Source organism: Oerskovia flava (genome assembly GCF_026163685.1).
Taxonomy (GTDB): Bacteria; Actinomycetota; Actinomycetes; order Actinomycetales; family Cellulomonadaceae; genus Oerskovia_A; species Oerskovia_A flava.
The window spans coordinates 1,019,966-1,033,702 of record NZ_JAOXSR010000001.1; the positions used below are offsets into that span (position 1 = coordinate 1,019,966).

Genomic DNA, 13,737 nt, shown 5'->3' on the forward strand with positions numbered 1-13,737 from the left:
GCCCGGCCTGCCATCACGCCGGGGCGCCTCCCGCCTGGCTGCGCCAGGCCGGCGCGCCGAGCTGGACGTAGCACTCCTTGCGGGCGAGGTCGCCCGCCCACATCACGAGCGGCAACGTGGTGCGCGCCGCCTCGAGGTTGCGTTCGACGAGGTGGGCGTCGACCTCGCCCGCGAACCGTGCGAGCTGTCCGGCCCCGATCATGGCCGAGGTGCAGTGCAACGTGAGCGCGGTGGACCGTGCGGCCTCGACGTCACCGTCCGCGAGCGTGCGACCGAGCCGTTCGAGGCGATCGTCGAGCTGGCCCAGGTAGGACACGGCGAAGCGACGGACCGCCTGGACGTCACCGTCGAGCTGCGCGGCGAGGTCCCGCCACGCGTCACCCATGGGAGCCCCGGCGTTCACGCGCTCGGGCCGGGGCGTTGGCGCTCGGGGCGGCGAGCTGTGGTCACTTCTGCTCCAGATGATCTCGTGCGTGCCCGACGCGATCATTCTGGTGAGCGTGGTGCAGTGCCAGCACGCCGAGGGTGCAGCATCACCTCAAGATTGCCCCAGGTTTTGCCCTGGGGCGCTGAGAACCCGGCGGCATGCGCCGCCGCAGGCCTGTCAGTCGACGATCTCGCAGATCGCGGTCCCGGCACTGACGCTCGCGCCGATCCCCGCGGTGAGGGCGGTGACCCGGCCCGCACGGTGGGCGAGCAACGGCTGCTCCATCTTCATCGCCTCGAGCACGACCACGAGGTCGCCCTCGGCGACCTGTGCGCCGTCGCCCACGGCCACCTTGACGATGGTGCCCTGCATGGGGGACGCCAGCGTCGTGCTGCTCGTGGGAGCGGCCTTGGGGCCGGCGCGCCGCGCCGGCCGCCGCGCCGCGTTGGCCGTGCGGGCGCGACCGGCGGCCATGCCGAGGCCCGCCGGGAGGACGACCTCGAGGCGCTTGCCGCCGACCTCGACGACGACGCGCTCGGTCGCGACCGGCTCCTCCTCCTCGTCCGGGACCGCCACGGGCGCGGGCGCGAGGGTGGCGAGCGTCTCGGCGAACTCGGTCTCGATCCAGCGCGTGTGCACCCGGAACGGGCCGTCACCGGCCGGGACGAAGTCCTCGGCCTCGAGGACCGCGCGGTGGAACGGCACGACCGTCGCGATCCCCTCGACGTGCAGCTCGCGCAGCGCACGGCGCGCGCGCTCGATCGCCTCGGTGCGTGTCGCGCCGGTGACGATGACCTTGGCGAGCATGGAGTCGAAGGCACCGGAGATCGTGTCGCCGGCCACGACGCCCGAGTCGACGCGGACGCCGGGGCCGCTCGGGAACTGCAGGGCCGTGATGCGGCCCGGTGCGGGCAGGAAGTTCGCGGCCGGGTCCTCGCCGTTGATGCGGAACTCGATGGAGTGCCCGCGCACGTCCGTACTGGTGTACCCGAGGGGCTCGCCCGCGGCGATGCGGAGCTGCTCACGGACGAGGTCGATCCCCGTGACCTCCTCGGACACCGGGTGCTCGACCTGCAGGCGGGTGTTCACCTCGAGGAACGAGATGGTGCCGTCCGCGCCGACGAGGAACTCGCACGTCCCGGCGCCGACGTACCCGGCCTCGCGCAGGATCGCCTCCGAGGCCTTGTAGAGCTCGGCCTGCTGCTCGGCGCTGAGGAACGGAGCGGGCGCCTCCTCGACGAGCTTCTGGTGCCGACGCTGCAGCGAGCAGTCACGCGTGGACACGACCACGACGGTCCCGTGCTCGTCGGCCAGGCACTGCGTCTCGACGTGGCGGGGGGTGTCGAGGTAGCGCTCGACGAAGCACTCGCCGCGCCCGAACGCCGCGACAGCCTCCCGCACGGCGGACTCGAACAGCTCGTCGATCTCCTCGGCGTGGCGCGCGACCTTCAGCCCGCGCCCGCCGCCGCCGAAGGCGGCCTTGATCGCGATCGGCAGCCCGTGCTCCGCGGCGAACGCGTGCACCTCGGTCGCGTCCGCGACCGGGTCGGGCGTGCCGGGCACCAGCGGTGCGCCGGCCCGGTGCGCGATGTGCCGGGCGCTGACCTTGTCGCCCAGCGCGTCGATCGCGGCGGGGGACGGGCCGATCCACACCAGACCGGCGCCCTGCACCGCGCGCGCGAACTCGGCGTTCTCCGCGAGGAAGCCGTAGCCGGGGTGCACGGCGTCGGCACCGGACCGCCGCGCGACGTCGAGCAGCTTGTTGATGTCCAGGTAGGTCTCTGCGGCGCGCACCCCGCCGAGGGCGTACGCCTCGTCGGCCAGGCGAACGTGCAGGGACTCGCGGTCGGGGTCGGCGTAGACCGCGACCGAGGAGATGGCGGCGTCGGCGCAGGCGCGGGCGATCCGGACGGCGATCTCACCGCGGTTGGCGATGAGGACCTTCGTCAGACGTCGCGGCTGGTGGGGGTTCTCGGGCACGGCTCACGGTAACGCGAAGGTGCCCGGGCGATCACGCTCCGCACCACCCTCGAGGGCAAGATTGGAGAACGGGCCAACGCGCGTCACGGCTGGTTGTAGGAAACCTCCATGGCGCGACCATCGGGAGTCCCCAGGGCGCTCGTGCGTTGTGATGCGTCCACAACGCTGCCCACTGGCCGGTTCACCGCCACAGGTCGGGCCACACCACGTCGAGCTCCCCGAGGAGCTCGCGCAGGAGGGGCAGGCTCAGCCCGACGACTCCGTGGTGGTCGCCGTCGATCCGCTCGACGAACGCGCCTCCCAAGCCGTCGATCGTGAACGAGCCCGCGACGCGCATCGGCTCGCCCGTCGCGACGTACGCGTCGATCTCGGCGTCCGTCACGTCGGCGAAGTGGACGGTCGTCGAGCTCGTCGCGCCGAGCGTGGCGCCCGTGCCGCCGTCGGCCGTGTCGCGCACGTCGACCAGCCAGTGCCCGGTGTGCAGCACACCGCTCGACCCTCGCATCGCGCGCCACCGCTCGCGCGCGGTCTCGGCGTCCTTCGGCTTACCGTGCACCTCGCCGTCGAGCTCGAGCATCGAGTCGCAGCCGACGACGACGTGGCCGGGGACCGCCTCGAGCGTGCGGGCGACGTCCTCGGCCTTCGCCTGCGCGAGGAGCAGCACGGCGTCGGCGGGGTCGAGCACGCCGAAGCGGCCGACCGCCTCGGCGAGGACCCGGTCCTCGTCGACGCCGGACACCTGCACCACCGGCGTGATGCCGGCGGACCGCAGCGTGCTCAGCCGGGCCGGGGACGCGGAGGCGAGGACGAGCGTCGTCGGGCCGCTCACCGCAGCGCGCCCTGGAGGACTTCGAGACCCACGGATCCGAGGTTCAGCGCGCGGGCGTGGAAGGCCTTGATGTCGAAGTCCTCGCCGCGCGCGAGCGCGGCCGCCCGCGCGCCGTCGCGCGTCTGCTCCCACAGGCGCTGACCGACCTTGTACGAGGGCGCCTGCCCGGGCCAGCCCAGATAGCGGGTGAGCTCGAAGCGGACGAACGACTCGGGCATGTTGACGTTCGCGCGCAGGAAGTCCCACGCCTTGTCCGCGTCCCACCGGGGGTCGCTCGCGCCGCCGCGCCACTGCGCGGGCGCCTCGAGGCCCAGGTGCACGCCGATGTCGACCACGACGCGGGCTGCCCGCAGGCGCTGCGCGTCGAGCATGCCCAGGCGGTCGCCCGGGTCGTCGAGGAAGCCGAGGTCCGCCATGAGCCGCTCGGCGTACAGCGCCCACCCCTCGCCGTGCCCGGACACCCAGCACGCGAGGCGACGCCACGTGTTGAGGGTCTCGCGGGCGTAGACGGCCTGACCGCACTGGAGGTGGTGGCCCGGGACACCCTCGTGGTAGACGGTCGTCTTCTCGCGCCAGGTGTTGAACTCCGTGACGTCCGGAGGGACGGACCACCACATGCGGCCGGGCCGGGAGAAGTCGTCCGACGGCGGGGTGTAGTAGATGCCGCCGGTCTCGGTGGGTGCGATGAGGCACTCGAGGGCGAGCACCGGCGTCGGGACGTCGAAGTGGACGCCGTCGAGGGCGGCGACCGCGGCGTCGGACGTCTCCTGCATCCACGCCTTGAGGGCGTCCTTGCCGTGCAGCGTGCGAGCCGGGTCGGCGTCGAGAGCGGCGACGGCGTCCTCGACCGAGGCACCGGGTCCGGCGACCTGACGGGCCACCTCCTCCTGCTCGGCGACGACGCGGGCGAGCTCCTCGAGCCCCCACGCGTACGTCTCGTCGAGGTCGACCTCGGCCCCGAGGAACGTCCGGGAGAGCAGCGCGTACCGCTCGCGGCCGACGGCGTCCGCCTGCGGTGCCCGCGGCGCGAGCTCGGTGCCGAGGAAGTCCGCGAGGCGGTCGTAGGCCGCGCGGGCGGCGTGCGCACCGCGCTCGAGCTCGCCGCGCAGCAGCTGGCACGCCGCCGAGTCGTCGAGCACCGCCGAGGCCTCGGGCCCCTGGACGAACGTCGTGAAGAACGACGACGAGGGGTCGGCGAGCTCGCGCGCCTGGCGCACGCCCTCGGTCACCTGGCGGATCGCGGCCACGTTCCCCCGCTTCGCTGCCTGCGACAGGGACGCCATGTACCCCTCGACGGCGTCCGGCAGCGCGCCGAGCCGCGCCGCGACGTTCTCCCACGCCTCGACGGTCCCGGTCGGCATGATGTCGAAGACGTCCCGCAGCCCCTGCACGGGCGAGGCGATGTTGTTGAGGGAGGCGAGCGGCTCGCCCGCCTCGTGCAGCTCGAGCGCGAGCCCGACACGCTCACGCATCGCCGCGAGCGTCACGCGGTCGACGTCGTCCACGGGGTCGAGGCCGTCGAGCTCGGCGAGGACGGCCCGGTCGGCCTCCGCCCGCTCCTCGTGCCCCGCGGGCGACAGGTCCGTCATGAGGTGGTCGTACCCCGCGAGGCCCATGGAGGTCGCCTCGAGCGGGTCGAGCTCGGCGGTCCGCAGGACGTAGGCGTCCGCGACAGCGTCGACCGCCGAGGGCGTCCGGGGGGCGTGGGGAAGGTCGGTGCCAGAAGTGCTCACCGATGAAGGCTACTGCGTGTGCGCGATGCTCACGCGGGGCCGGCCTTGCGATCAGTCGCGTGCATCGAGGACGTCGTCGGCCCAGCCTCGGTGATAGCGCAGCACGACGAGCTCGCCACCCGGTGCTGGCCAGAGCGCGACGGGGTCGTCGCGACGCGGCAGGGGAGTGTCCACGGCGTCCTCGTGCGTGACACGCACGACGTCCGGCACCCCGCCGTCGGACCACATGACCTGCCCGGTGAACAGCACTCGCCCGCGGCGTTCCGAGGCGGAGGCGCGGACGAACGAGCCCGTGGTCCCGTGCGTGTCCGTCCGCAGCGCGGCCGTGCCGCGCAACCAGCTCACCGCGGCCCGGTCGTCGCGGTAGCGCACGAGCCCGAGCACCACCGTGACCAGCAGGAAGACCCCGAGGATCGCGCTGAGCACGGCGGGCCGCAGCGGGAGGTCCTCCGGCGGGACCGCGCGCTGGACGACGATGACTGCCGCGGCGGGGACGGCGCCGAGCAACCAGCCGTGGCGACGCCAGACCGGAGGCTCCGGCGGGGACGGCACCTCGCCGAGCGGGGCGTCGACCGCTTCCGGGGTGGCGACCACCTGCAGGACGGCACGGGTCACGACCGCAGGCTCCACCGCCACGCGTCGGCGTTGTGCCGACCCGAGCGGCCCCCGAACGAGCGCGCCGTGGTCCCGGCGCCGTTGCCGCGCAGACCGCGTGCGTGGCTGGTCCACTCGTCGACCGGTGCGACGTCGTCGGGCACGTCGGCCGCGGCCGCCGCGGCGGCGAGACCGGCGACGAGCGCGGCGACCTCCACGTCGTCGGGAACGCCGCGGACGACGCGCACCTGCGTGCCGCGCGAGGGTGCATCGCTCACGACAGGTCCTCCTCGTCCGTGTCGCCCGGCGGGTCGGTGTCGAAGTCCGCGGCGTCGCCGCGCGAGGCGGCCCACTCCACGACGTCCAGGCCCGCGTCGACCAACCGCTGGACCACGCCCTCGCCCGCCTCGTCGAGGAGGTCGATCACGGAGTCCATCGACCAGTCCGAGGTCCCGTCGGCGGGACCGGCGGGCGAGGCCGCCACGACGAAGCCCAGGTAGAACGCCTCGGCGGTGCCCGCCGGGGCCACGCTCGCACCCGGGCCGCCCTCCGCGGCGTCGGGCTCCCACACGGATGTGGTGAGGTCGGGGTGCATCCCGAGCGCGCCGTGCAGGGTGTCGAAGAGCTTCGCGTTGAGGACGCCGACGGTGTTCTCGAGCGCCAGCACCCGCGGGTCCTCGTCGGCCTCGGCCGCGCCGAACTCCGCACGCACCCCGACCGCCGTCTCGACGTAGTCGTGCAGCGACGCGGTCAGCGCGTCGACCGCCGCGTGCAAGGGGGTGGCGTCCACGGGCGGGAGCGGAGCCGGACCGTGCGCGCGGTCGCCGTGCACGTCGTCTCCTGAGGTGTCGTCGCGCTGCGTGTCGTCGGGCGGGTCCTGGTCGTGGGTCACAGCGGGATGTTCCCGTGCTTCTTGGGCGGCAGGCTCGCGCGCTTGGTCCGCAGAGCCCGCAGCGCCCGCACCACCTGCACGCGCGTCTCGGACGGGCGGATCACCGCGTCGACGTACCCGCGCTCCGCCGCGTCCCACGGGTTGACGATCGCGTCCTCGTACTCCGCGACGAGACGAGCACGCTCGGCCTCGGTGTCCCCGCCCTCGTCGGCGACCTTCTTCAGCGCCGCGCGCTGCAGGATGTTCACCGCGCCGCCCGCGCCCATGACCGCGATCTGCGCCGTCGGCCACGCGAGGTTGACGTCCGCGCCCAGCTGCTTGGACCCCATGACGATGTACGCGCCCCCGTAGGCCTTGCGCGTGATGAGGGTGACGAGCGGGACCGTCGCCTCCGCGTAGGCGTAGATGAGCTTCGCGCCGCGGCGGATGATGCCCTGGTGCTCCTGGTCGACGCCCGGCAGGAAGCCGGGCACGTCGACGAACGTCAGCACGGGGACGTTGAACGCGTCGCACGTGCGCACGAACCGTGCCGCCTTCTCGGCGGCGTCGATGTCGAGCGTGCCCGCCATCGCGAGCGGCTGGTTCGCCACGACCCCGACCGACTGACCCTCCACGTGGCCGAACCCGACGATGACGTTCTTCGCGAACAGCGGCTGCACCTCGAGGAACGCACCCTCGTCGAGGACGTGCTCGATCACCGTGCGCATGTCGTACGGCTGGGAATCCGAGTCCGGGACGAGCGCGTCCAGCTCGAGGTCCTCCTCGGTCACCTCGAGCTCGGTGTGCTCCGGCAGGAACGTCGGCGCGTCCGAGAGGTTGTTCTGCGGGAGGTAGCCCACCAGGTGGCGCACGTAGTCGATCGCGTCGTCCTCGTCGCTGCCCATGTAGTGCGCGACCCCGGAGCGCTCGTTGTGCGTCAGCGCACCCCCGAGCTCCTCGAACCCCACGTCCTCACCCGTCACCGCGCGGATCACGTCCGGACCCGTGATGAACATGTTCGAGGTCTGGTCGACCATGACGATGAAGTCCGTGAGGGCGGGGGAGTACACCGCGCCACCGGCGCTCGGGCCGAGGATGAGCGAGATCTGCGGGATCACGCCCGACGCGGCGACGTTGCGCCGGAAGATCTCCGCGAACTGCGTCAGCGCCGCGACACCCTCCTGGATCCGGGCACCACCACCGTCGGAGATGCCGATCAGCGGGACGCCCGTGCGCAGCGCGAGGTCCTGCACCTTCGTGATCTTCTCGCCGTGCACCTCGCCCAGGCTGCCGCCGAACACCGTGAAGTCCTGCGAGTAGATGCAGACCTGGCGCCCGTCGATCGTCCCGTACCCGACCACGACGCCGTCACCGGCGAGACGCTTCTTCTCGAGACCGAAGTTCGACGAGCGGTGCTTGGCGAACGCGTCGAGCTCGACGAAGCTCCCCTCGTCGAGCAGGGCCTCGATGCGCTCGCGGGCGGTCTTCTTGCCGCGCGCGTGCTGCTTGGTCCGGGCGGCTTCCTCGGGCGCGGTGGTCGCCTCGGCGCGACGGCGCTCGAGGTCGGCCAGCTTGGCCGCGGTGCCGGCGAGGGCGTCGACGGTGGTGCTCGCAGGTTCGTTCACGGGGTCGAGCCTAGTTGGTGGGTGCGGCCAACTCGATGGCGGGGTGCGCAGCGCGGCGTGTGCTCGCGTTGGGGGGTTCCGACAAAAGGCCGCGCGGGCGGTCCCGTCGGCAGGGCGAGCGGCTCCGGGTGCGCGATGATGGATCGATGACGCCCACCGACCGTCCGGCAGTTCGTCCGGCAGCTCGTCCGGCAGTTCGTCCGGCAGTTCGTCCGGCAGTTCGTCCGGCACTGCGCGCCGACTTCCTCCGGGACCTCCTCGTCGCCCCGAACGGACCGTTGCACCGGTTGGACGTCGTCGAGACGACGACGTCCACGAACACCGAGCTCGCCGCGGCGGTCGCGGCGGACCCCGACGCGTGGCCGGCGCCGTCCCTGCTGGTCGCCGAGCACCAGGAGTCCGGGCGCGGGCGCACGGGGCGGCAGTGGTCCGCGCCGCCGCGCTCCGCGCTCCTCGGCTCGCTCCTCCTGCGCCCGGACGTGCCGCCGGAGGCGCTGAGCTGGCTCCCGCTGCTCGCCGGGCTCGCGACGGCGCACGGGCTCCGCGCGACGGCCGGCGTCCAGGCGGTGGTCAAGTGGCCCAACGACGTGCTCGTCCCCGTCTCGTCGGACCAGCAGACCGACGACGGACAGGCCGAGGACGGGCAGCCGGAAGACCTTCCCGGCTGGGGCCGGTACCGCAAGGTCGCGGGCATCCTCGCCGAGGTCGTGCCGGGCGGGGTGATCGTGGGCGTCGGGCTCAACGTGCTGCAGACGACCGACGAGCTGGCCGTGCCGAGCGCGACGTCGCTCGCCCTGTGCGGCGGTGCCACGACGGACCGCGAGGTGCTGCTGACGGCGTTGTCCGAGTCGTTCCTCGACGTCATCGTGCGCTGGCAGGACGCCGGCGGTGACGCCCTCGGTGCGGGTCTGGTCGACGAGTGCGTGGAGGTCTGCGTCACGCTCGGCGAACGGGTGCGGGTGGACCTCGCGGGCGGCTCGTCCGTCGAAGGGCTTGCAGTGGCTCTCGCGCCCGACGGCGGACTCGTCGTCCGCGACGACGCGGGGAGCGAGCAGGTGCTGCGCAGCGGCGACGTCCGGCACCTGCGGCTGGGTGCCCTGAACTAGGATCGGGCCCGTGCCCCCCGAGAACAGCGAGACCGAGATCCATCTCGACGAGGCGCTCCTCGGTGGGCCCCGCGCCTACACCGACCGCGACCTCGCCGAGCGGGCGGGCGTCTCGGAGGCGGACGTGCGGTCCTACTGGCGGGCCCTGGGCCTGCCGAGCACGGACGGCACCGAACCGATCTTCACGCAGGACGACGCGAGCGCCCTCGAGGAGATGTTCTCGGTCGCGGCCACGGAGGACCTCGACGACCGCTCCCTGACGACCCTGATCCGTTCCACGGGGCACACCACCGAGCGCCTCGTGCTGTGGCAGGTGGAGGCGCTCGTCGAGCACATGGCCCGGCGGCACGGGCTCGACGACACGAGCGCCCGGCTCCTGGTGCTGGACCGGCTGCCCGACCTCGCGCCCGTGCTGGAGCGCCAGCTCGTGCACGCGTGGCGGCGCCAGCTCGCGGCGGTCGCCGGGCGCTTCGCGGTGGAGTTCTCCCAGGCTCGGGCCAGCAACATCGACTCGGGCGCGCTGCCGCTGCCGCGTGCCGTGGGTTTCGCGGACATCGTCTCCTTCACCAAGCGCACGGCCGGCCTCGGGTCGAGCGAGCTCGCGGACTTCGTGGAGCTCTTCGAGGCGCGTGCGCGCGACGTCATCACGGCTGCGGGCGGGCGGGTGGTCAAGACCATCGGCGACGCCGTGCTCTTCGTCGCCGACGACGTCGTCACCGGCGCCGAGGTGGCCCTGGGTCTCGCAGCGTCGGCCGGTCCGGAGGACTCCGCGGACGTCCCGCCCGTGCGGGTGAGCCTGGTGTGGGGCCGTGTGCTGTCACGGTTCGGGGACGTCTTCGGGCCGTCGGTGAACCTGGCCTCCCGGCTCACCGAGCTCGCCGAGCCCGCGACCGTCCTGCTCGACCGCGGCACCGCGGCGCTCCTGGCGGGGGAGTCGCAGTTCGCCCTCACCGCGCAGCCCGAGCGCGAGGTGCCGGGCCTGGGCGTGGTGGAGCCGGTCCGCCTGCAGTGGGCCTACACCGGCTGACCCTCGGACCGTCTGATCCTCAGACCGGGCGGACGAGCTCCGGACCGTCGTTCGCCACCGTGTTGACCGCGGTGGAGACCGGCTCGGCGGTCAGTGCCACGCCCGGTGGGCCGCCGAGGAGCGCCGCGGCGTCCTGCGGCCCGACGGCGGGGTCCAGCCACGTGTCCCAGTCGCCGGGGGCGAGGGTCACGGGCATCCGGTCGTGGATCGGGGCGAGGTCGGGGGCGGCGTCCGTCGTGATGATGGTCGTGGTGACGAGCCATCGCGCCGGGTCGTCGTCGGCCGCCGAGCGGTCGCGCCAGAACTCGTACAGACCGGCGAAGGCAGCGCTGGGCCCGTCGGGGTGGATGAAGTACGGCTGCTTGGCCGTGCGGGCGCCCGTGCCCGCCCGTGCGGCGGCGTCCTCTGCGTCCGTGGCGGGCCGGCGCCATTCGTAGTAGCCGTCGGCCGGCACGAGGCAGCGCCGGACGGCGAGCGGCTTGGCGAACGCGGGCTTGTCGAGGAGCGTCTCGGCGCGCGCGTTGATCATCCGCGCGCCGCCGCGGGCGTCCTTGGACCACGACGGGACGAGCCCCCACCGGGCGACGCGCAGGGAGCGGCGGATCTCCCCGGTTTCCTTCGCGGCGCGCTCGACGACGATCCGCACCGGGTCGGTCGGCGCGACGTTCCACGCGGGGGGCAGCAGACGCGCGTCCTCGGCGAGGTCGGCGACGGCGAACTCGTCCGCGAGGTCCTGGGCGTCCCGGAAGGAGGCATAGCGTCCGCACATGCCTCCAGGGTGCCGCACGTCACCCACATCGACACTCAGGAGATGTCCCCGGGCAACGATCGAATCGATATGATCGAGGCCATGGCCGCCCCTGAACCACCCCATCGCCCGTCGTCGCGCTCCCGAGGCTCGACCGCGCGCTGGGTCCTGCTCCTCGGGGCGCTCGCCGCGCTGCCGGCCTTCACCGTCGACATGTACCTCCCGGCACTGCCCGACGTCGCGGCCGACCTCGACACGAGCCCCGCCCTCGCGCAGCTCACCCTCTCCGGCATGCTCATCGGCGGCGCCGTCGGTCAGCTCGTCATCGGGCCGCTCTCCGACCGGTTCGGGCGTCGGCTGCCCGTCGTCGTCGGGCTGAGCCTGCACGTCGTCACGTCCGTCCTGTGCGCCGTGGTGCCCGGCATCCAGGCGCTCATCGTGCTGCGTGTCCTGCAGGGGTTCTTCAACGCGTCGGCCCAGGTGGTCGCGATCGCCGTGATCCGCGACCGGTTCACCGGCTCGGACGCCGCCCGCATCCTCTCGCGGCTCATGCTCGTCATCGGTCTCGCACCCCTCCTGGCGCCGACCATCGGCTCGTTCATCACGACCTACGGCACCTGGCGCTGGGTGTTCTGGGTCCTGGCGGTCATGGGCCTCGTGCTCGGCGCCGTCGTCCTGCGCTGGATGCCCGAGACCCTGCCGACCGAGCGTCGGCGCGAGGGCGGCGTCGGCACCGTCTTCCGCGGGTACGCCACCCTGCTGCGCGACCGCCACTTCATCGCGCTCGCCATCCTGCCGGGCCTCGGCATGGCGGTCGTGATGAGCTACGTCGTCGGCTCCCCGTTCGTGCTCCAGGAGGGCTACGGCCTCAGCCACCAGCAGTTCGCTCTCCTCTTCGCCGTCAACGGCATCGGGCTGGTGGCCTCGGCCCAGGCCAACGCCGCCCTCGTGCGACGGGTGGCGCCCGTGCGCCTGCTGCGCGCGGCGCTCGTCGTCCAGGGGGTGTTCGCGCTCGCGCTGCTCACCGTCGCGATCACGGGCGCGGGCGGGCTGATCGGCCTGCTCGTCGCGCTGTGGCTCGTCCTGTCGATGCAGGGCTTCATCCCGGCCAACGCCTCGGCCCTCGCCCTGTCCCGGCACGGCGAGATGGCCGGGACCGCGGCGGCGGTGATCGGCGCGTTCCAGGCGGGAGTGGCCGGCCTCGTGAGCCCGCTCGTGGGCGTCCTCGGCGGCGACGCCCTGGCGATGTCCGGCGTCATGCTCGGCGTGGTCGTCGCGTCGATCCTGATCCTCGCCCTCGCCACGCCCGCCTTCCGGCGCGGCGGATGGCACACCCCCGTCTGACAGCACCCCGGTGCCCGACCTGCACCGATTCGGCCCTCGACCGACGAACGATCCTCGTAACGTTCACATTTCCTCCGGTGTTCCGAAGAGCGCGATCGGTGCCGCATGCCTACTCTCAGGACGTGTCGTCTTCCGAAAGTCCCGCACGCAGCGGTCGCGGGCTCCCGCGGCACACGCGGAACCCCCGCTCGCACCGGGTCGCGCGCGCGGTCGGCATGGTGACGACCGCAGCGGTCGCGTTCGTCGGCGTCGGGGCCGCGGCCGCGTACATCGACCTCCGCTCGCAGATGGAGGTCCACGACATCACCGAGCTCGTCGGTGACGACCTGCCGGTCGTCGAACCCACCAAGGACCCTGACGACCCGTTCGCCGGCAAAGCCCTCAACATCCTCGTCATGGGCACGGACATGCGTGACGAGGCGAACGCCGAGATCGCCGGAGGCGGAGGCGAGTTCGCCTCCGACACGACGCTCGTCGTGCACGTCTCCGGCGACCGTCGTCGGATGGAGGTCGTCTCCATCCCGCGCGACTCGCTCGTGACCATCCCCGAGTGCGTCCGGCCCGACGGCACCCGCACCTACGAGCAGTACGGCGCCATGTTCAACTCGGCCTTCGCCACCGGCGGCGGGCCCGAGCAGGATCTCGCGCACGCCGCCGCCTGCACCCAGCGGACCGTCATGTCCCTCACAGGCGTGCCCATCACGAGCCACGTCGTCGTGAAGATGACCGGCGTGATCGGAGTCGTGGACGCCGTCGGCGGGGTCCGCATGTGCCTGCCCGAGCCCGTCAAAGGCGGCTCCAACTCACCCGACCTCGACCTCGAGGCGGGGGAGCAGGTGCTCGACGGTCGCACCGCCATCAGCTTCATCCGCGCCCGCAAGGGCACCGGCATGGGACTCGAGATGGGCAGCGACCTCGCCCGCATCGAACGCCAGCAGGCGTTCCTCGACGCGACCGTCCGCCAGATCACCTCGAAGAACCTCCTGACGAACTCCCCGGAGCTCTACTCGCTCGTCGAGGCCGTCCTGCAGTCCATCTCGACAAGCCCCGATCTCGGCAGCCCGCAGGCGCTCGCTGGGCTCGCGGTGAGCCTGCGCGGGATCGACCCGAGCCAGGTCGAGTTCACGTCCGTCCCTGTCGTGGACGCCCCGAGCGACCCCAACCGGGTCGTGTGGACGGCGGAGGCGGCGCCCCTGTGGGAGCGCATCGCCGCCGACGAGCCGCCTCCCGGCTGGGAGGCTCCGGACGAGCCGACCGACGGCACGACGGACGGCGCGACCGACGACGCCACGGAAGGTGCGTCCGAGGAGCCGACCGACGACTCGACGGACCCGCGCGACGACGCGCCGGAGGATCCGACCGACGACGCTACCGACGGTCCCTCGGGCGGCGAGACCGAGGGGCCCGAGGACGAGCCGCTGCCGGGCGTCTGCGACGACTGAGCGGCCGGCCG

General features: G+C 73.2%; 13 protein-coding genes. 4 read left to right on the forward strand and 9 right to left on the reverse strand.

Features of this window, described 5'->3' with window-relative positions; genetic code table 11:
- Positions 1–13: 13 nt before the first annotated feature.
- The 8 genes from OHL10_RS04490 to OHL10_RS04525 form a co-directional block, all read right to left on the reverse strand.
- Entirely contained in the window at positions 14–385 is a 372-nt protein-coding gene (locus OHL10_RS04490; RefSeq protein WP_265520936.1) for an Hpt domain-containing protein, read from the reverse strand.
- A gap of 219 nt (positions 386–604) precedes the next feature.
- Complete coding sequence (locus OHL10_RS04495) at positions 605–2,407, reverse strand: acetyl/propionyl/methylcrotonyl-CoA carboxylase subunit alpha (protein ID WP_265520937.1); 1,803 nt, start codon at positions 2,405–2,407, stop codon at positions 605–607.
- A gap of 181 nt (positions 2,408–2,588) precedes the next feature.
- Complete coding sequence (locus OHL10_RS04500; RefSeq protein WP_265520938.1) at positions 2,589–3,236, reverse strand: Maf family protein; 648 nt, start codon at positions 3,234–3,236, stop codon at positions 2,589–2,591.
- Positions 3,233–4,969: a DUF885 domain-containing protein gene (locus OHL10_RS04505; protein ID WP_265520939.1), complete on the reverse strand. Its 1,737-nt coding sequence runs from the start codon at positions 4,967–4,969 to the stop codon at positions 3,233–3,235. The genes OHL10_RS04500 and OHL10_RS04505 overlap by 4 nt, the downstream gene beginning before the upstream one ends.
- A gap of 51 nt (positions 4,970–5,020) precedes the next feature.
- Entirely contained in the window at positions 5,021–5,584 is a 564-nt protein-coding gene (locus OHL10_RS04510) for a hypothetical protein (protein WP_265520940.1), read from the reverse strand.
- On the reverse strand, positions 5,581–5,841 hold the full coding sequence (locus OHL10_RS04515; RefSeq protein WP_265520941.1) for an acyl-CoA carboxylase epsilon subunit: 261 nt from the start codon (positions 5,839–5,841) through the stop codon (positions 5,581–5,583). The genes OHL10_RS04510 and OHL10_RS04515 overlap by 4 nt, the downstream gene beginning before the upstream one ends.
- Entirely contained in the window at positions 5,838–6,455 is a 618-nt protein-coding gene (locus OHL10_RS04520) for a hypothetical protein (RefSeq protein ID WP_322645517.1), read from the reverse strand. The genes OHL10_RS04515 and OHL10_RS04520 overlap by 4 nt, the downstream gene beginning before the upstream one ends.
- The gene (locus OHL10_RS04525) at positions 6,452–8,059 is read right to left on the reverse strand and encodes an acyl-CoA carboxylase subunit beta (RefSeq protein WP_265520942.1); all 1,608 of its coding nucleotides are present in this window, start codon (positions 8,057–8,059) and stop codon (positions 6,452–6,454) included. The genes OHL10_RS04520 and OHL10_RS04525 overlap by 4 nt, the downstream gene beginning before the upstream one ends.
- A 287-nt stretch (positions 8,060–8,346) precedes the next feature.
- On the opposite strand from OHL10_RS04525, the gene OHL10_RS04530 reads away from it, so the two are divergent.
- Both OHL10_RS04530 and OHL10_RS04535 read left to right on the forward strand, forming a co-directional pair.
- Entirely contained in the window at positions 8,347–9,165 is an 819-nt protein-coding gene (locus tag OHL10_RS04530) for a biotin--[acetyl-CoA-carboxylase] ligase (RefSeq protein WP_265520943.1), read from the forward strand.
- 10 nt (positions 9,166–9,175) lie between these two features.
- A complete protein-coding gene (locus OHL10_RS04535; RefSeq protein ID WP_265520944.1) occupies positions 9,176–10,192 on the forward strand; it encodes an adenylate/guanylate cyclase domain-containing protein in 1,017 nt (338 codons plus the stop codon).
- A 19-nt stretch (positions 10,193–10,211) separates the two neighbouring features.
- Here the strand turns inward: OHL10_RS04535 and OHL10_RS04540 are convergent, their stop codons facing one another.
- The gene (locus OHL10_RS04540) at positions 10,212–10,961 is read right to left on the reverse strand and encodes an SOS response-associated peptidase (RefSeq protein ID WP_265520945.1); all 750 of its coding nucleotides are present in this window, start codon (positions 10,959–10,961) and stop codon (positions 10,212–10,214) included.
- 81 nt (positions 10,962–11,042) lie between these two features.
- Between OHL10_RS04540 and OHL10_RS04545 the strand changes: the two genes are divergently transcribed.
- Positions 11,043–12,284 carry a multidrug effflux MFS transporter gene (locus tag OHL10_RS04545; RefSeq protein ID WP_265520946.1) on the forward strand — a complete coding sequence of 414 codons (1,242 nt, stop codon included), beginning with the start codon at positions 11,043–11,045 and terminating at the stop codon, positions 12,282–12,284.
- A 122-nt stretch (positions 12,285–12,406) separates the two neighbouring features.
- On the forward strand, positions 12,407–13,726 hold the full coding sequence (locus OHL10_RS04550) for an LCP family protein (protein WP_265520947.1): 1,320 nt from the start codon (positions 12,407–12,409) through the stop codon (positions 13,724–13,726).
- Positions 13,727–13,737 lie beyond the last annotated feature (11 nt).

Bases quoted from the DNA above. Each gene is read 5' to 3' on its own strand.
- OHL10_RS04545 (WP_265520946.1), top strand. From the start codon at position 11,043: ATGGCCGCCCCTGAACCACCCCATCGCCCGTCGTCGCGCTCCCGAGGC.
- OHL10_RS04490 (WP_265520936.1), bottom strand. From the start codon at position 385: ATGGGTGACGCGTGGCGGGACCTCGCCGCGCAGCTCGACGGTGACGTC.
- OHL10_RS04540 (WP_265520945.1), bottom strand. From the start codon at position 10,961: ATGTGCGGACGCTATGCCTCCTTCCGGGACGCCCAGGACCTCGCGGAC.